Here is a 17902-nt window from a genome sequence, read left to right on the forward strand (position 1 = left end):
GGGCGCGGGGAGGAGCGGAGCGACGAGGGTAGCGACCGCGTAGCACGCGGGGTGGACCACACTCGTCCGCATCGCGGGCTTCTACAGGCGGCCGGCTTTCTTTAGGGATAGGTAGGTGTCGGCTAGGGCGGGGGCTATTTGGTCGGGGTTTTCGTCGACTACGGTGACGCCGGCTCGGGTGAGGGTGGCGGTTAGGCGGTCTCGGTCTAGGCGGGTGCGGGCGGCGGAGGCGGCGGCGTAGACCTCGACGAGGTCGGATCTGGTGGACTCGAGTTCGGTTAGACGGGGGTCGGCGACGGAGGCCAAGACGACGACGTGGCGGCGGAGGAGGGGGCCGATGACGGGGAGGAGGGACTCCTCGATGACGGCGGGATCCAGGCCGGTCAGCAGCACGACCAGAGAGCGTTGGCCAAGGCGCTCCAGGACCTGGGAGACGACGATGCGGAAGTCCGTCTGGACCAGCTCGGCCTCGACGTTCGCCAGGGCGTTCACGAATGACGGCAGCACATCCTGCGGCGCAGGGCGTCGTACGTCGGCACGTACTGCCGAATCGCAAGCCAGCAAGGAAACCCGGTCCCCGGCCCGCGTGGCCAACGCAGCCAGCAACAACGCAGCGTCCATCGCATGGTCCAGCCGCGGCGCATCGCCGACCCGGCCGGCGGACAGCCGCCCGGAGTCGATCACGATGACTACCTGGCGATCCCGCTCCGGGCGCCAGGTCCGCAGTACGACGTTCCCGCGGCGAGCCGTCGCCCGCCAGTCGATGCTGCGTACGTCGTCCCCAGGCACGTAGTCCCGCAGCGAGTCGAACTCCGTCCCCTGCCCGCGCACCAGCAGCGCCGTCCGCCCGTCGAGCTCGCGCAACCGCGCCAACCGCGACGGCAGGTGCTTGCGGCTCTTGAACGGCGGCAGAGCCCGCACCGTCCACGGCACCTGGTGGGAGCTCTGGCGGCCAGCGAAGCCCAGCGGACCGACAGAGCGGACTGTGACCCGAGAGGCGTGCCTGTCGCCGCGGCGGGTTGGGATCAAGTGTGTTGTCACGCGGCGGCGTTCGCCTGACGGGATGTCCAGTCGGTGCGGTGAGTCTTGTACACCAGCTGACGGGGGCCACGCATCACGCAAGAGCCCGCGGATCCGCCGGCCAGGGTTGGCGACGACCATCTGCACCACAGCCTGCTCACCAAGCCGTACGGCGTTGTCCCCGTCCCGGCTGAACTGCAGCCGCCGTGGCGACCCAGCCAGCAGCATGTCGACCATACACATCACCAGCACAACAGCCACGACCACGCCGACCCCGGCCCACGACGGCATCACCAGGGCAACGAACACCACGCCGGCCGCAGCCAGCACCCCAGCCCGTCCGGTGAGCACCATCAGCGCGGTACCGGCACCGTAGCGAGCACGCTCTCCAGTACGGCGTCCGCACTCACACCCTCGAGCTCCGCCTCCGGCCGTACCTGGACTCGATGCCGAAGGCAAGGACGCGCCATCGCCTTCACATCATCCGGAATCACGTAGTCCCGCCCGGAAAGCCAAGCCCACGCCCGCGACACCGCCAGCAACGCCGTAGCCCCACGAGGCGAAACCCCGAGCTGCAACGAAGGAGACTGCCGCGTAGCCCGGCACAGGTCCACGACATACGCCAGTACGTCGTCCCGCACCGCCACTCGCCGTACTGCGTTCTGCCCAGCCAGCAAGTCCTCCGGCCCAGCAACCGGCCGCAGCCCAGCTGCCTCCAGATCGCGCGGATCGAACCCCTGTGCATGCCGGGCGAGTACTGCGATCTCAGCGTCCCGCGGCGGGATGTCCAGCGTCACCTTCAACAGGAACCGGTCCAGCTGGGCCTCCGGCAACGGATAGGTGCCCTCGTACTCCACCGGGTTCTGCGTCGCCGCCACGACAAACGGAACCGGCAGCTTCCGCGGCTCACCATCCACGGTCACCTGCCGCTCTTCCATTGCCTCGAGCAACGCCGCCTGTGTCTTCGGCGGCGTCCGGTTGATCTCGTCCGCCAGCAGGATGTTCGTGAACACAGGGCCAGGACGGAACTCGAACTCCGACGTCTTCGCGTCGTACACCAGCGACCCGGTGACATCACCAGGCATCAGATCCGGCGTGAACTGCACCCGCTTGGTGTTCAGCCGCATCGCCGTCGACAGCGCCCGGACCATCAGCGTCTTCGCCGTACCAGGTACGCCTTCCAGCAGTACGTGGCCGCGGCAGAGCAGGGCGAGCACCAAGGCGGTCACCGCGGTGTCCTGGCCGACCACCGCCTTGCCGATCTCGGTCCGCAGCGCAACCAGCGCCTGCCGGGCCTGTTCGGCGGTGACTTCGGTAGTCGTCACGGGTGTCGTACCTCCTGGGTCAGTACGTCGAGCTCGAAAGACAAGGACATCAGAGCGGCGTCAGACAGTGGCGGCATGCCGTAGAGCAGTTCGTACAGCATGACCGGGTCCCTGCCGGTACGTGCAGCCACAGTCGCGACCACCGCCGACGGCTCGGCCCGCCGCGGGATGCCGTGCGCCTTGTGCAGCTGGCCGAGCGCCGACTCCCGCAGCGCCGCCGCAGCGCGGTCCCGGGCACGTGAACGTCGGTAGAGCCTCGCCCGGCCCTCAGTGGTCTCGGCCGCATGCACGATCACCGGCAACCGCTCAGCCACGACCGGACCGAGCCGCCGCCCACGCCAGATCGCCACAACGAGTACGGCGAACGCCAGCGCCCACCCGATGTAGCGAACATCCGGCGGAATCAGCGGCGCACCACCGGTGCTCTCCGTGCCGGTATCGGTCGACTCGAACTGCGGCAGGTACCAGGTCAGGTCCTGATGCGTACCGATCAGGTTGAGCGCCAGCGCCGCGTTGCCGTCGTCAGCCAGCTGCGCATTGGTGAACGACGCCGGCGTACCGACGACATCGACGATCCGGTCGCCGACCTCCAGCCGGATCACCGTGTTGTTGATGCCATCGCCGTAGCAGGCGACAGCCGCAGACGGTGCGCTGTACGTCGGCCCGCTGACAGTCACCGTGCCCGCTCGAACCGCAGCCGGCAGGTCGCACTGGGCCTCCCGGCTACGGGAGGACAACACATCGCCAGTCTGTTGCACACCGGGCGCCAGGATCTCCAGCGCCCGGCTGCCGGGCCGGATGAGCACCAGGTGGCTCCAGCGAGCCTGAGCGATCCGCTCCAAGTCAGGGCGACCGAGTGATCCGGCCGGGCCGATGATGAGCGCCTTACCCTCACCCGGCTGTACGGCGTCGTCCAGCGTCTCCGTGCTGTGCACAGAAACCCCATGGTTCTTCAGCAACGCAGCCAGCGCCCGTGCCCCGTCCGAGTCCGTGGAGTCCGGGCTGAACGGCCCTGACGTCCGCGCCGAGGTAGCGATCAGGATGACGATCGCAGCCAGCACAATCAGCCCAGTGACGAGCAGCGGCGTCCGCAGTGCCCGCCAGCTCTCACCAGCGCTCCGCCCGAGCGGCGTACTCATACAGCCACCCGTGCAGTCCGTGCAGCGTCATCAGCAGCCACTACAGCGGCGTACCGTTCCGGCGTCCCAGGACGGTTGCCGTAGACAACCTCTGTGAACACCAGTGCGGCCGGCTGCAGCGGTTCACGCAGTACTGGCGCGATCCGCGAGGCATCGGCAACCACCTCGTACGCCGTACGCCCTGGCCGCTCGTCCAGCACGGTCCGCTCGGTCAGCTCCGAGACGCACGCCCGGAACCGGCTGCGGATCGCGAGCGCGTGGTCGCCGGACGCAGCCTCCCGCTCCGCCAACGCGCGGTACTCCGCCGCGCTGGCGGGCCGGGCGGTGTCGAAAACGGCCTGCGACTTCACCCTGCGGCTCGTCCGCAGTACTCCGGCTCGCCAGAGGACCACGAGCACGACCAGCACGAGCAGGGCGATCAGCATGGCCAGACCGGCGTGGCCGTTGGGAGACGAGCCGGTCAGGCTGTTCAGGAGGTCGCCGATCCAGTCCAGCACCTTGCCGATCGCCTTCTCGATCAGCGAACCGCCCGAGTCCCGGTACGTCGACTTGGACAGCTCCTCGGCGGCCTCGCGAGCGGCCTGCTCCCGGTCGATGTCGACGGGAGGCTCCTGCAGGAAGAGGATCACGCAGTCTCCTCGTAGCGCAGGGCCGGACGCATCCAGAGGTCGAGACCTTCCCGCCGTACCCGGAGGTCCAGGTAGATCAGGGCCTGTACGGCGGACATGAAGGCCAGGCTCGCGATCAGCGTCATCACCGTGAAGATCCCCACGGCGACACTGACGACGACGGCCACCACCGTGGCCCCGTTGCTGTCGGCCCACGAGCCGAGCGTGAGCACCAGCGCGGTGATCCCGAACTGCAGCGCGTACCCGATGATCTGCACGACCAGCCCGCCGAACAGCAGAATCCCGAACACCCGCCAGAACTTGCCCTTCACCAGCTGCCAGGACCGCCGCAGCGCTCCCCAGACCCCGACCCGGACCGGTATGTAGAGCCCGATGTCCGGCGCGTGCCGGCCCTCCATCAGGACGACGGTCCCGGCCAGCACCAGCCTGATCCCGAAGATCAGCACGAGTACGCCGCCGACCAGCATCATCACCACGGCCACCGCACCGGCCGCGTCGGAGGAGATGGCAGCGTCCGTACCGGCGCCGATCCCGAGTACTGCGAGCCCCCAGCCGCCGATCAGCAGCATGAACGACAGCGACTGCAACAGACCGACAACAGCCAGTGCAGGCAGCGCAGGTCGTACCAGCCGCATCAGCTCACGCGGACCGACCCGATGCGCCAGCTGACTCCGGACCGCGGCCAGAGCGATGATCCCGGACAGCATGCTCGACACGACCGAGAACAGCACCACCTGGACGCCGTACGTGAGCAACAGCGCCGCACCGGCCTGCTCGAACGGGTCGTTCGCGCCGAAGAACCCAGGAATTCCACCCGGTACGGCGACCTCGGTCAGCACGGCCTGCACCGCGACCAGGGCGATTCCGGCCAGCACCGGTAGGCCCAGCATGATCGTCTTGTTGTCGGAGATCGTCCGGGCGGCGTTGTCGAGCAGATCCGCCGGCAGCCACGGCCGCAGCGGCTCAGTAGCCACGTCGTCGTGCAGCTGCATGTTCTGGTCGGCCACTGCGCGCCCCCTCCTCCCCGAAGCCCGGTCTGAACAGTCTGAACCGCCGTGCGGTCAGGCACGTGAGTTGTGGTGAACCCTCGAAGTGCACCATGATCCCGGATGATCACAGCCCAACTCGGGGTCACACGGCGATCCGGCGTGTGCACTACCGGGGGAATGGGACACTATCCGTAGTGCGTACGGCCTGCACCCGCCGGCCGCACACCGATCGGACGGCAAGGAGTAGGGCGTGGCAGACGGTAACCGGACGATGCGGGGCCGCATCCTCATCGTCGACGACGACACCGCGTTGTCGGAGATGCTCAGCATCGTGCTGCGCAACGAGGGCTACGACACCTATCTGGTCGCAACCGGTGACAAGGCGGTGCCGGCCTTCCGGGAGTTCAAACCCGATCTGCTGCTGCTCGACCTGATGCTGCCCGGGATGGACGGGATCGACGTCTGCCGGGCGATCCGGGCCGAGTCCGGTGTGCCGATCGTGATGCTGACCGCCAAGAGCGACACCGTCGACGTGGTGCTCGGCCTGGAGTCGGGTGCCGACGACTACGTCGTGAAGCCGTTCAAGCCGAAGGAGCTGGTGGCCCGGATCCGGGCCCGGCTGCGCCGGATGGACGAGCCCGGTCCGGAGTCGCTGACGATCGGCGACCTGACCATCGACGTGGCCGGCCACTCGGTGAAGCGGGCCGGCGAGACGATCCAGCTGACGCCGCTGGAGTTCGACCTGCTGGTCTGCCTGGCGTCGAAGCCCTGGCAGGTGTTCACCCGCGAGGTGCTGCTGGAGCAGGTCTGGGGCTACCGCCACGCGGCCGACACCCGGCTGGTGAACGTGCATGTCCAGCGGCTGCGCTCCAAGATCGAGAAGGACCCTGAGCACCCGGAGATCGTGGTCACGGTCCGTGGGGTCGGATACAAGGCGGGTGCGGACTGATCGAGTACGGACGCGGCCAAGAGTCGCAGGCTGCCTCTGGTGACCCGGCAACCGACCCGGTAGCCGAGGAGCACACCGGGCAACACTCCGGGCAGCAGACCGGTCGTCAGACCGGGCAACAGCAGGGGCAGTCGACGGCACCTCCGGAGCAGGAGGTGCCGGAGTCCCGCGGGACGGAGCTGGAACTGACCGTCACCGCGGCGGACTGGTCTGCCCAGCCGCAGCCGATCTGGCGGACGCACCCCAAGCACTGGCCGGACATCTGGCGTCGCTCCATCCAGGCCCGGATCGTCACCGGGACCCTGCTGATGTCGACGCTGGTCCTGATCCTGGTCGGCTGGGTGATGATGAGCCAGGTCACCGACGGCGTCCTGGAGTCCCGTCGTACCAGCGCGCAGGCCGAGGTGCGGGCCCAGCTGGCCCAGCTGTCGATCACGATCGATGCCGCGAACCGCAACACGATCAACCAGCAGCTGTCCGAGCTGGTCCTCGGCTCCAACCGCCCTGGCCTGTACGACGTCCTGCTGGTGCCGACCGACCAGGCGGCGTCGAACGCGATCCGCTACACCGGTCTGGTCGACAGCGACTCGATCCCGGAGGCGCTGGCGTCCTCGGTGATGAGCGACGACTCCAAGCTGTGGGACACCTATACCGAGATCAACTACCGCGACGCCCCCGGTGTGCCAGGGCTGGTGATCGGGTCGCAGATCCGGATCAACTCCACCGGCGACCGGTACGCAATCTACTTCCTGTTCCCGCTCACAGCGCAGCAGGAGACGCTCGACGTCGTACAGCGTGCTCTGGTGACCGCAGGTCTGTTGCTGATCGTTCTGCTCGGTGCTGTGGCCTGGCTGGTCACGCGACAGGTCGTCACGCCGGTCCGGATGGCACGGCGGATCGCCGAGCGGCTAGCTGCCGGCAAGCTCGAGGAGCGGATGCAGGTCCGGGGTACGGACGACCTGGCCCGCCTGGCGGTGTCGTTCAACAAGATGGCCTCCAACCTGCAGCGCCAGATCCGTCGGCTGGAGGAGCTGTCCCGGCTGCAGCGCCGGTTCGTCTCGGACGTCTCCCACGAGCTACGTACGCCGCTGACCACCGTCCGCATGGCCGCTGACCTGCTGCACGAGAGCCGCGACCAGTTCGACCCGATTAGCCGCCGCTCCGTGGAACTGCTGCAGAACGAGCTCAACCGGTTCGAAGAGCTGCTCGCCGACCTGCTGGAGATCAGCCGGTTCGACGCCGGAGCTGCTGCGCTCGACCTGGAGGACGTCGACCTCCGCGACATCGTCAGCCGGGTACTGGAGAACCACGAGACTCTGCTGCACCGCAAGGGCTGCGAGGTCCAGCTGGACATGCCGGAGCCCTGCCGCGCCAAGGTCGACTCACGCCGCATCGAGCGGATCCTGCGCAACCTGATCGGCAACGCCATCGAGCACAGCGAGGGCCTGCCGATCCGGATCAGCACGGCGTACGACGAGGACGCTGCCGCCGTGGCCGTCCGCGACCACGGCGTCGGGTTCCGCGCCGAGGAAGCCGAGATGGTGTTCAGCCGGTTCTGGCGGGCCGACCCGGCCCGGGCCCGGACCACCGGTGGCACCGGCCTCGGCTTGTCGATCGCGCTCGAGGACGCCCGGCTGCACGGCGGCCGGCTGGACGCCTGGGGTTCGCCCGGCGACGGTGCGTACTTCCGGCTCACACTGCCGCGCCGGCCGGACACGGCGCTGACTGGTTCGCCGCTGCCGCCCCGCCCGCCCGACGCGTCCCGGGTCGTCACCGAGCTCGTCGACGTCGGGGCGCCGTACCAGAAGCTGAGCGGCGGTGAGGACCGGTGAAGCGCAGGTTGCTTGTGGTCCTGCTGGCTGCCGTAGTACTGCTCGCCGGCTGCGCCGCCGTACCGACCAAGGGCACCATCCGCAGCGGGGAGCGGCAGGGGCGTGCGCAGGACCTGGGCGGTGTCGGTGTCGAGGCGAAGCCGCCGCGGGCGAACGTCGGCGAGATGGCCATCGTCAGCGGGTTCCTGGAGGCCATGTCGGACTCGCAGGCGTTCGACGTCGCCCGGCAGTACATGACGCCGGAGGCCGCGGCGAAGTGGCAGCCCGAGGCGCGGACCGTGGTGTACGACCAGAGTCCCGAGTCACTCACCCGCGTGGGCGACGGGGTCCAGCTGACCGCCCTGAAGATCGCCACCATCGGGGAGCGTGGAGAGTGGATCCCCGCCGCGGCGACCGAGCGGGCCGACTTCTTCTTCAAGCTGAAGAGGATCGACGGGCAGTTCCGGGTCGACTCGGTCCCGCCCGGTGCGTACCTCGGCAGCAACCAGGTCGACCTGAAGCTCGCGCCGCGCGACCTGTACTTCTTCAACCAGAGCCGCAACATCCTGGTGCCGGACCCGGTCTACCTGCCGCAGAACCTCTCACCGGGCCAGGGCGCGACGCAGCTGATCCAGGAGCTGCTGAAGGGCCCGACCACCCGCCTTGGCAACGGCGTGGTCACCCTGGCCCCACCGGGCACCGAAGTACAGGTGTCTGTGCCGGTCGACTTCGGCGTGGCCACAGTGGCGCTCAACGACAGCGCAGGTGCATTGCGAGATCCGGACCGGCGGCTGCTGGCCGCACAGATCGTGTGGACGCTCAACCAGCTCAATCTCCGGGCCAAGATCACCGTCGGCGGCGCACCGCTGCTGCCGGACGACCCGGACGTGCTGCCGTTCGCGAACTTCAGCCAGTTCGACCCGCAGGTGTCGGCCGGATCCCAGACCAAGCTCTACGGCCTGCAGCACCAGAAGGTGCAGCGGATCGCCGGCCTTGACGGGGCCACGGAGATCGCCGCCCAGCCGCTCAACTCCAGTCCGCTCTGGGCACACAAGGCCCAGTCGTTCGCGGTCAGCCTGCGCGGCGAGGCGGGAGCGATCGTCACTGCCGCCGGGAACGAGGTGCTGTACGGGCCGCTGGACACGACGGACAAGGACGCTGACGCCGTCCCGATCAAGGTCGAGGGGACGACGCGGCAGCCGAGCTTCGACAACCAGGACAACCTGTGGATCCTGGACCGGGCCGACACTCCTCATCCGCGGCTGCGGGTCCGCGATCACGACGGCCGGCTGACCCTGGTGGCCGTCGACTTCAAGGGCGACATCCCGCTCGACCTGCGGATGGCGCCTGACGGTGTCCGGGCACTGCTGGTGATGAAGCCGAAGTCCGGCGGCCAGACGTACGTGCAGACCGGCACGATCCAGACCACCGGCAGTGGTAAGCAGCTGGTGCTCGCACAGCTCCGTCCGCTCCGACTGGCGCTGAACAACATCACCGACGCGGCCTGGAACAAACAAGGCATCGTGGTCATCGGCGCGAGCAGCGCGGTCAGCAACTCGGCCCGGCAGGCCTGGCTGGTCAACACCGACGGTTCCAGCCTGCAGTTGCTGCCCGGATCGACGCCCGACTTCCGGCCGCAGTACGTCGCCTCGAACCCGAACAAGGACACCCTGCCGGTGATCGAGGACGACGCCGGCCGCATCCACTGGCTCAGCCGGGACCTGATCTGGGTCTCGCCGGACTCTGTCGGCGGCGGCCCGGCGGCGATCACCCCGACGTACCCCGGCTGACAGTTGTCCACAGGCCGGCGACCGGGTGGTTGCGGTCGGCGGCCGGTTCGCGGATGGTGGTGCGGTGCCGGTCCGGGACGCGTTCGTGGATCTCGTCCTGGGCGGCCGGTGCGCGGGCTGCGACCGGCCCGGCGTAACTCTCTGTGATGGTTGCCGGGGGCTACTGACGACGCTGACTCCGTTCCGTGCATGGCCCGACCCGCGCCCGCCCGGACTCCGTACGCCGACCGCCGCCGCGCCGTACGCCGGGGAGCTCCGTGCGCTGATCCTGGCCCACAAGGAGCACGCCCGGTACGCCCTCGCGAAGCCGCTCGGCCGGCTGCTGGCAAGCGTCGTCCGGACCGCGCTGGAGGACCGGCGGGCGGCGTGGTTGTGCCCGGTGCCGTCGTCGCCGGCAACGGTCCGGCAGCGCGGGCACGATCCGCTCCGGCGGATTACGAAGGCTGCCGTCAGATCCCTGCGCAGACAGGGAATCGACGCCCGGCCGGCCGACGCGCTGCGCGTCGTACGGCGTCCCGAGGACCAGGCCGGGCTGTCCGCGGAACGCCGTACCGCCAACCTGGACGGGGCTTTCGGGCTGCGTTCGCGCTGGGCTGAAACCCTGATCGATCAACCGGTCCTGCTGGTCGACGACGTGATCACCACCGGTTCCACGCTCAGCGAAGCCTGCCGTGCCTTGGAATCCCGGGGGATTCCGGTGCTCGGCTGTGCCGTTCTGGCCGCGACGCAACGGCTTTCGGCGTCTGGTTCATGAGAACTTCCCTACCGGTTTTCGCCGAAGCCGACTAGCGTTGGCCTATGACACCCGCAGGGGCTTGTCGGGCAGTGGAGTGGCGCAGGACCGGATCAGCCGGATTCCTGGCCGCGGAGTCCGACCGGCTCGTCCGCGGGTGTTCTCGTTTCGGGCGCCCCAATCGCCACCGACAGAGCGAGGACACGAAAGATGGGGGCCCGCTGACGTAACAGAGAGTCGCCGATCGATGGAGGTTTCCGTGGACGTCGTTGTCAAGGGTCATCACTGCGAGGTCAGTGACCGCTTCCGGCAGTACGTCGAGGAAAAACTCGAGCGGATCGAGAAGGTCGATCACCGGGTACTGCGTTGCGAGGTGGAAGTCAGCCAGGAAAAGAACCCGCGACAGCACGATCGAGCGATGCGTGTCGAGCTCACCATGTACACCAAGGGTCCGGTGGTCCGCGCAGAAGCCTGCGGCGAGACCAAGCAGGCGGCGTTCGACGTCTGCCTGGACCGACTCCGGTCCCAGGTCCGCAAGGCGGCCGATCGCCGCCGGGTGCACCGCGGTGAGCGTGGTCCGGAAGGCCTGCGACACGTGAACGCGAAGCAGCCGCTCAACGGCAATGCACCCGTAGTGGAGGAACCAGTCGCCGAGGAAGAGGTGGCGACACACAAGTACGGATCTGTCCTCGTGACCGGCGACGGACCGCTGGTGATGCGGGAGAAGACCCACACCGCCAAGCCGATGACCCTGGACCAGGCGCTCTACGAGCTCGAACTGGTCGGGCACGACTTCTACCTGTTCGTCGACGCGGACGAGAACCAGCCGAGTGTCGTCTACCGCCGCCGCGGCTACGACTACGGCGTGATCCGTCTGGCCAACTAGACCTCGGGAGGAACGACGGAGGGGCCGGGCGATCGCCCGGCCCCTCCGCTGTTCCCCGATGGATCAGCTGTCGATCTGTGCCTGCAGCTCAGAGGCGTACGTCGCGACCTCCGCGTACACGCCGGGGTTGCCGGCGTCCGCGCAGCCGACACCCCAGGAGACGACGCCGAACAGGCGGCCGTTGAGGACCAGCGGGCCGCCGGAGTCGCCCTGGCAGGAGTCCTTGCCGCCGTCCTCGTAACCGGCGCAGATCTCGCCGTCGGGGGTGTAGCCCTCGCTCGCGTAGACGTCGGAGCAGTACGAGTCACCGAGCACCGGCACGTCGACCTTCTGGAAGGTGTCCGCCGGACCGGTGTCCTCCGTGTCGCCCCAGCCGTAGACGATCGAGGCCGCGCCCACCGCATCCGCGGCCTTGTCGGTCTCCAGCGGCAGCGTCGGTACGCCGTCGAACGGCGTGGCCAGCGTCAGTACGGCGACGTCGTGGCCCGGCGACTTGCCGTACTCCGGGTCCACCCAGATGTTGCTGATCTTGGATTCCTTGCCGGTGGACTTGTCGCTCAGCACATCCCGGCCCTGGATCGCGGTGTAGGTCGACGCCGGCTCGGTGGTGCAGTGTGCCGCGGTGACGATCTTGTTCGCCGCCACCAGCGTCGACCCGCAGTACTCACCGGTCGGGTCGGGGGAGCCGCTGTTCGAGAGCTGGATGGCCCAGGGGGTGTCTGCGGTGTGGGCGATGGTGCCGCCGACGATCCGGGTCTTGGGTCCGTCGGGCAACTGCGCGGCCGATGCGGAGCCGGCTACGGCTACCGCACCGAGGGACGCCGCGGTCAGTACGCCGGCCGCCAGGGCAGCGCGGACCACATGCTTCTTTCCTGTCATGCCTCACTCCAGGGAGATAGGGGCCACGCGGGCGGGTGGCCTGCTCGCAGGTTCTCCCGAACACCATCCGTAGCGCACCTCCCACTTTCGGTAACTTCAGAGTTATGTCGGTGCCCTCCGGCAGAATTCCGCGTATGACGACGCAGTTACAGCTCTCGACCGCTCAGGCGCGCCGGGTGGCGCTTGCGGCGCAGGGGTTCATCGATCCCCGGCCGAAGGGCGTTCCGGACATGCGAGCCTTGGGCCGGGTGCTGGGTCGCATCGGGCTGATCCAGATCGACTCGGTCAACGTGCTGAGCCGGACGCAGTACCTGCCGCTCTACTCCCGCCTCGGGCCGTATCCGCGCGACCTGCTCGATCGGGCAGCGGGGAAGGCCCCGCGCCGCCTGGTGGAGTACTGGGCGCACGAGGCGTCGCTGATCCCGGTCGACACCCACCCGCTGATGCGCTGGCGGATGGCGCGTGCGACGACCGAGGCCTGGGGCGGCCCGCGGTCGATCGCGAAGGAGCGGCCGGATCTGGTCAAGCAGGTGCTGGCCGACGTCCGCGACCACGGGCCGTTGACCGCCCGCGAGATCGACGACGACGTCGAGCGCACCAAGGACAACTGGGGCTGGAACTGGTCCGATGTGAAGCGGGCGCTCGAGTTCCTGTTCTTCGCGGGCGAGATCACCGTCGCGCGCCGCAACCAGCAGTTCGAGCGGATGTACGACGTACCCGAGCGGGTGCTGCCCCGCGATGTCGTGGAGACGCCGACCCCGTCGTTCGACGAGGCGCACCGCGGGCTGATCTCGATCGCGGCCCGGGCGCACGGCGTCGCGACGGCGCAGTGCCTGCGGGACTACTTCCGGACCGCGGTGGAGCCGACCCAGCAGGCGATCTCCGAGCTGGTCGAGGAGGGCGAGCTGGTCCCGGTCCGGATCGACGGCTGGAAGCGCCCGGCGTACCTGCACAAGGACGCACGGCTGCCGCGCCGGGTGAACACTCGGGCACTGGTCAGCCCGTTCGACTCGCTGGTGTTCGAGCGCACCCGGACCGAGGCGCTGTTCGACTTCCGGTACCGGATCGAGATCTACGTCCCGGCCGAGAAGCGCCTCTACGGGTACTACGTGCTGCCGTTCCTGCTCGGTGATCGACTCGTCGCCCGCGTGGACCTCAAGGCCGACCGCACCGGCGGCGTACTGCTGGTCCAGTCGGCGCACGCGGAGCCGAAGGCGCCGGTGGAGACCGCCGAGGAGCTGGCCGCCGAGCTCGTCCAGCTGGCCGGCTGGCTCGGGCTGGACCAGGTCCGGGTGGCCGGTGGTGGTGACCTGTCGCCAGCGCTCAGTGACGCGCTGCGAGGTTTCTGAAAGACTGCTGGGAACTTTCCGGCCCGCCCGAGCGTGGGTCGGATAACGCTGCGGGCGTGGCTTGGCACACCCGGCCCCGTACGATGGGGGACGCACGCCTTCCCACTGGGTCGGCCGTGCCATGCGGCGTCGCCCGCTTCCAGGCAGCAGCAGCAAGGAGAGAACTCCCCACCATGAAGGTTGTCGACAAGGTCCTGCGGATCGGCGAGGGCAAGATCCTCCGCCAGCTCCAAGGCATCGCGAAGATGGTCAACTCCATCGAGGACGACTTCGTCGCCATGTCCGACGAGGAGCTGCGCGGCCAGACCGCGGACTTCAAGCAACGCCACGAGAACGGGGAGTCCCTCGACGCGCTGCTGCCGGAGGCCTTCGCGGTGGTCCGGGAGGCGGCGAAGCGGACGCTGCACCAGCGCCACTACGACGTCCAGATCATGGGTGGCGCGGCGCTCCACCTGGGCAACATCGCGGAGATGAAGACCGGTGAGGGCAAGACCCTGGTCGGCACCCTCCCGACGTACCTGAACGCGCTGTCCGGCAAGGGCGTGCACGTGGTCACGGTGAACGACTACCTGGCCAAGTACCAGGCCGAGTGGATGGGCCGGGTGTACCACTTCCTCGGCCTCGACTACGGCGTGATCCTGCCGGAGATGACGCCGGCCGAGCGCCGGATCGCGTACAACAAGGACATCACCTACGGCACCAACAACGAGTTCGGCTTCGACTACCTGCGCGACAACATGGCGCAGAGCATCGAGGACTGCGTCCAGCGCGAGTACAACTACGCGATCGTGGACGAGGTGGACTCGATCCTGGTCGACGAGGCGCGGACCCCGCTGATCATCTCCGGCCCGGCCGAGGACTCCAAGCGCTGGTACGTCGAGATGGCCCGGATCGCGAACCAGCTGAAGGCCTGGACGCTGGCCGACGAGGCGGAGCTGAAGCGGAAGAACCCCCGCGTCACCGACCTGGAGATCGACGAGACCAAGCGCCGGGTCGCCGACTACGACGTCGACGAGAAGAAGCGCACGGTCGCCATCCTCGAGCGCGGTATCGAGAAGGTCGAGGACCGGCTCGGTATCGACAACCTGTACGAATCGGCGAACACCCCGCTGATCAGCTACCTGAACAACGCGCTGAAGGCGAAGGACCTGTTCCACCGGGACAAGGACTACGTGGTGGTCGGCGGCCAGGGCGAGGAAGAGGTCCTGATCGTCGACGAGCACACCGGCCGCACGCTGCACGGCCGCCGCTACAACGAGGGTCTCCACCAGGCGATCGAGGCCAAGGAAGACGTCGACATCAAAGAGGAGTACCAGACCCTCGCGACGATCACCCTGCAGAACTTCTTCCGGCTGTACGACAAGCTCGCCGGCATGACCGGTACGGCGATGACCGAGGCGAACGAGTTCTCCAAGGTCTACAAGCTCGGCGTGGTGCCGATCCCGACCAACAAGCCGATGATCCGGGTCGAGGAGCGGGACCTGATCTACCGCACCGAGGACGCCAAGTTCGACGCCGTGGTCAAGGACATCGTCGAGGTGCACGCCTCCGGTCAGCCGATCCTGGTCGGCACCACCTCGGTGGAGAAGTCCGAGCGCCTGTCCCGGCAGCTGCTCAAGGAGAACGTCAAGCACGAGGTGCTGAACGCGAAGCAGCACGCGCGTGAGGCGGCGATCGTCGCCGAGGCCGGTCGCAAGGGTGCGGTCACGGTGGCCACCAACATGGCCGGCCGTGGTACGGACATCATCCTCGGCGGCAACCCGGAGTTCCTGGCCGACAAGGAGCTGCGCGCCCGCGGCATCGACCCGGTCGAGGACATCGAGCTGTACGAGTCGGAGTACCCGGCGCTGCTGGAGCGGTTCGAGAAGCAGGTGAAGGAGGAGCAGGAAGAGGTCCGCGAGCTCGGCGGCCTCTACGTCCTCGGCACCGAGCGGCACGAGTCCCGCCGGATCGACAACCAGCTGCGTGGTCGCGCCGGCCGCCAGGGCGACCCGGGCAAGTCCCGGTTCTACCTGTCGCTCGAGGACGACCTGATGCGGCTGTTCAAGCGCGAGATGGTCGACTGGGCGATGTCGCGCAACAACGACGACACCCAGCCGCTGGAGAACAAGGTCGTCACCAAGGCGATCGCGTCCGCGCAGGGCCAGGTCGAGGCGCAGAACTTCGAGACCCGGAAGAACATCCTCAAGTACGACGACGTGATGAACCGTCAGCGCCACGTGGTGTACGACGAGCGCCGTCGCGTGCTCGAGGGCGCCGATCTGCGCGACCAGGTGCAGGACATGCTCGAGGAGACCGTCACCGGGTACGTGCAGGGTGCGACCGCGGACGGCTTCGCCGAGGACTGGGACCTCGACGCGCTGTTCACCGCGATGCGGACGCTGTACCAGACCGAGCTGACAGAGGAAGACCTGATCGAGGAGGCCGGCGGCGAGAAGGCCGGTCTGACCCAGGACTTCCTGATCGAGCGGTTCATCGAGGACGCGACCGCGGCGTACGAACGGCGCGAGGAGCTGCTCGGCGAGGAGGCGATGCGTGAGCTGGAGCGGCGCGTCGTGCTGAGCGTGCTGGACCGCAAGTGGCGCGAGCACCTGTACGAGATGGACTACCTGCGCGAGGGCATCGGCCTGCGCGCGATGGCGCAGCGCGACCCGCTGGTCGAGTACCAGCGCGAGGGCTACGACATGTTCGCGTCGATGATGGAGTCGATCAAGGAAGAGTCGGTCGGGTTCATCTTCAACGTCGAGGTCGACATCGAGGCGATGCGTGCCGAGATCGAGCTCGCCAACGAGGCCCAGCTGGCCGACGAGGAGAACCTGACCGGCCGCCGGATCGAGGACATCCTCACCCCGGGTGCGCCGGTCGCGGAGTTCCCCGGCCGGACCGAGGGCGAGGAGCGGCCGCAGGATGCGCCGCGTCCGCGGGACACGCCGCGTCTGCGCGCGAAGGGTCTGACCACCGAGAGCCGCCCGCAGCGGCTGTCGTACTCCGCGCCGACGATCGACGGTGACGACGAGGTCGCGATGCACGAGGACGCGGTCGAGAACGGCAAGCTCGAGTACGCCGGGACTCCGCGCAACGCGGCCTGCCCGTGCGGCTCGGGCAAGAAGTACAAGCGCTGCCACGGCGACCCGCAGTCGGACGTCTACAAGTTCTGAAGCACCAGATAGCCAAGGCCCGGTCCGCAAGGACCGGGCCTTGGTCTTTCAGAGCGTCTTGAGATCGACGGCGTCGGCCATCACTCGGTAGCCGGCCTCGTTGGGGTGCAGGTGATCGCCGCTGTCGTACTTCGGCGCCAGCCGAGTCGGATCGGCCGGGTCAGCGAGTGCCGCGGCGAAGTCGGCGACCGCGTCGAACTCGCCGCTCGTCGCGATCCACGTGTTGACCGCCGTCCGGAGTTGCGCGCTGTGTGCGGTGTAGACCGAGGCGCCGCGGAACGGCGTCAGCGTCACTCCGACGATGCGGATCCCGCGCGAGTGCGCCGCCTGGATCAGCGTGCGGTAGCCCGCGATGAGCTGAGCAGGCGTGATCGGCGGGTTCGGCGTCGTACAGGAGGTCGGTGCGATCTCGGGGTACCCGAGGTCGTTGATGCCGATGAGGACGATCGCGGTCCTGACACCGGGCTGGTCCAGCACGTCGCGATCGAACCGGGTCAGACCGCTCTCGCCGTAGCAGGCGGAGTCGTTCAGCAGCCGGTTGCCGCCGAGCCCGGCGTTGAGGACCGGCCGGCCAGAGCGTGCGGCCAGCAGATCCGGGTACCGCTGCCCGGGCGGCGCGGCATAGCCGTTGGTGATCGAGTCCCCGAAAGCGACCACCGAACCAGTCCCCGCCGGGGTCACGTCCACGCCCGCCAGGAAGTACCAGCCGCCACTCGTCTCCCGGTACGCCGCCCCACCAGCCTCGAGCTGGTCACCGACCGCCCGGTACGACGCCCCAGCCGCGCCGAACTCGTGGAAAGTAGCCGGACCGGTCGAGTGAGCGAAGTACAGCGTGACCGCGAGCTGCGTTCCACTCGTCAGCCCAGGCAAAGCCACCGCGTCGCCCACGACCTGCCCGCCTGCCGGCACACTGACCGTCGAAGCGCCTCCGAATCGCACCGACTGAACCGATCCCGGAACGACCGCCGAGCCCTTAGCAGCCCTAGCGACGGTCGCCCCGGTCAGCTCGAGCGGCTGTACGCCGTACTGGTTGCTGATCCTGATCCGTACCTCAGCCCCGCCCGCGCTCAGCCGGATCACCTGACGCACCGACTGGTTGGTGAATCCCTGCCGGGACCAGTTCTGGTTCGCGTTGGGCGGCTGCAGCGCCGTCATCCACGCCGTACGCCACGCCGGTGCCGCAGGGGGTGTCTGCCGAGCCGTGGCCGGCACGAGCGAGGTATGCGCCGCTACCACCAGCAGCAC

14 protein-coding genes are annotated in these 17902 nt (G+C 68.6%); 7 read left to right on the plus strand and 7 right to left on the minus strand.

Annotated features, from left to right (window positions below; genetic code table 11):
- Positions 1-81: 81 nt before the first annotated feature.
- Genes FDA38_RS05720 through FDA38_RS05740 form a run of 5 tightly spaced genes read right to left on the minus strand, consistent with a single transcriptional unit; the run spans position 82 to position 5120 of the window.
- The gene (locus FDA38_RS05720; RefSeq protein ID WP_137252995.1) at positions 82-1374 is read right to left on the minus strand and encodes a DUF58 domain-containing protein; all 1293 of its coding nucleotides are present in this window, start codon (positions 1372-1374) and stop codon (positions 82-84) included.
- The gene (locus tag FDA38_RS05725; RefSeq protein WP_137252996.1) at positions 1374-2345 is read right to left on the minus strand and encodes an AAA family ATPase; all 972 of its coding nucleotides are present in this window, start codon (positions 2343-2345) and stop codon (positions 1374-1376) included. Before FDA38_RS05725 ends, FDA38_RS05720 begins: the two co-directional genes overlap by 1 nt.
- A complete protein-coding gene (locus tag FDA38_RS05730; RefSeq protein ID WP_137252997.1) occupies positions 2342-3484 on the minus strand; it encodes a DUF4350 domain-containing protein in 1143 nt (380 codons plus the stop codon). Before FDA38_RS05730 ends, FDA38_RS05725 begins: the two co-directional genes overlap by 4 nt.
- A complete protein-coding gene (locus tag FDA38_RS05735; protein ID WP_233714542.1) occupies positions 3481-4113 on the minus strand; it encodes a DUF4129 domain-containing protein in 633 nt (210 codons plus the stop codon). Before FDA38_RS05735 ends, FDA38_RS05730 begins: the two co-directional genes overlap by 4 nt.
- Positions 4110-5120 (minus strand): hypothetical protein, encoded by a 1011-nt coding sequence (locus FDA38_RS05740; RefSeq protein ID WP_233714543.1) that lies wholly within the window; start codon positions 5118-5120, stop codon positions 4110-4112. Before FDA38_RS05740 ends, FDA38_RS05735 begins: the two co-directional genes overlap by 4 nt.
- A 253-nt stretch (positions 5121-5373) precedes the next feature.
- Here FDA38_RS05740 and mtrA point away from each other — a divergent pair, with 253 nt between their 5' ends.
- The 5 genes from mtrA to hpf all read left to right on the plus strand — a co-directional run bounded on the left by mtrA (position 5374) and on the right by hpf (position 11271).
- Positions 5374-6051 (plus strand): MtrAB system response regulator MtrA, encoded by a 678-nt coding sequence (gene mtrA, locus FDA38_RS05745; RefSeq protein WP_130445425.1) that lies wholly within the window; start codon positions 5374-5376, stop codon positions 6049-6051.
- A 155-nt stretch (positions 6052-6206) separates the two neighbouring features.
- Positions 6207-7883, plus strand: a complete 1677-nt coding sequence (gene mtrB, locus FDA38_RS05750; protein WP_233714544.1) for an MtrAB system histidine kinase MtrB — start codon at positions 6207-6209, stop codon at positions 7881-7883.
- Positions 7880-9652: an LpqB family beta-propeller domain-containing protein gene (locus tag FDA38_RS05755; RefSeq protein ID WP_137252998.1), complete on the plus strand. Its 1773-nt coding sequence runs from the start codon at positions 7880-7882 to the stop codon at positions 9650-9652. The genes mtrB and FDA38_RS05755 overlap by 4 nt, the downstream gene beginning before the upstream one ends.
- A 64-nt stretch (positions 9653-9716) precedes the next feature.
- Positions 9717-10406 (plus strand): ComF family protein, encoded by a 690-nt coding sequence (locus FDA38_RS05760; RefSeq protein ID WP_233714545.1) that lies wholly within the window; start codon positions 9717-9719, stop codon positions 10404-10406.
- 238 nt (positions 10407-10644) lie between these two features.
- On the plus strand, positions 10645-11271 hold the full coding sequence (hpf, locus tag FDA38_RS05765; RefSeq protein WP_170989589.1) for a ribosome hibernation-promoting factor, HPF/YfiA family: 627 nt from the start codon (positions 10645-10647) through the stop codon (positions 11269-11271).
- Between the two features lie 63 nt (positions 11272-11334).
- Here the strand turns inward: hpf and FDA38_RS05770 are convergent, their stop codons facing one another.
- A complete protein-coding gene (locus FDA38_RS05770; RefSeq protein ID WP_137253001.1) occupies positions 11335-12150 on the minus strand; it encodes a S1 family peptidase in 816 nt (271 codons plus the stop codon).
- A 134-nt stretch (positions 12151-12284) separates the two neighbouring features.
- On the opposite strand from FDA38_RS05770, the gene FDA38_RS05775 reads away from it, so the two are divergent.
- Complete coding sequence (locus tag FDA38_RS05775) at positions 12285-13499, plus strand: winged helix-turn-helix domain-containing protein (RefSeq protein ID WP_137253002.1); 1215 nt, start codon at positions 12285-12287, stop codon at positions 13497-13499.
- Positions 13500-13672: 173 nt separating this feature from the next.
- The gene (secA, locus tag FDA38_RS05780; RefSeq protein WP_137253003.1) at positions 13673-16657 is read left to right on the plus strand and encodes a preprotein translocase subunit SecA; all 2985 of its coding nucleotides are present in this window, start codon (positions 13673-13675) and stop codon (positions 16655-16657) included.
- 48 nt (positions 16658-16705) lie between these two features.
- Here the strand turns inward: secA and FDA38_RS05785 are convergent, their stop codons facing one another.
- The gene (locus FDA38_RS05785; RefSeq protein WP_202877564.1) at positions 16706-17902 is read right to left on the minus strand and encodes an SGNH/GDSL hydrolase family protein; all 1197 of its coding nucleotides are present in this window, start codon (positions 17900-17902) and stop codon (positions 16706-16708) included.

This window comes from Kribbella jiaozuonensis (assembly GCF_005233875.1).
GTDB classification, from domain to species: Bacteria; Actinomycetota; Actinomycetes; order Propionibacteriales; family Kribbellaceae; genus Kribbella; species Kribbella jiaozuonensis.

Excerpts from the sequence above, each read along its gene's own strand:
- FDA38_RS05730 (WP_137252997.1), bottom strand. The coding sequence starts at position 3,484 with ATGAGTACGCCGCTCGGGCGGAGCGCTGGTGAGAGCTGGCGGGCACTG.
- secA (WP_137253003.1), top strand. The coding sequence starts at position 13,673 with ATGAAGGTTGTCGACAAGGTCCTGCGGATCGGCGAGGGCAAGATCCTC.
- FDA38_RS05720 (WP_137252995.1), bottom strand. The coding sequence starts at position 1,374 with ATGGTGCTCACCGGACGGGCTGGGGTGCTGGCTGCGGCCGGCGTGGTG.
- FDA38_RS05775 (WP_137253002.1), top strand. The coding sequence starts at position 12,285 with ATGACGACGCAGTTACAGCTCTCGACCGCTCAGGCGCGCCGGGTGGCG.
- FDA38_RS05770 (WP_137253001.1), bottom strand. The coding sequence starts at position 12,150 with ATGACAGGAAAGAAGCATGTGGTCCGCGCTGCCCTGGCGGCCGGCGTA.
- mtrA (WP_130445425.1), top strand. The coding sequence starts at position 5,374 with ATGCGGGGCCGCATCCTCATCGTCGACGACGACACCGCGTTGTCGGAG.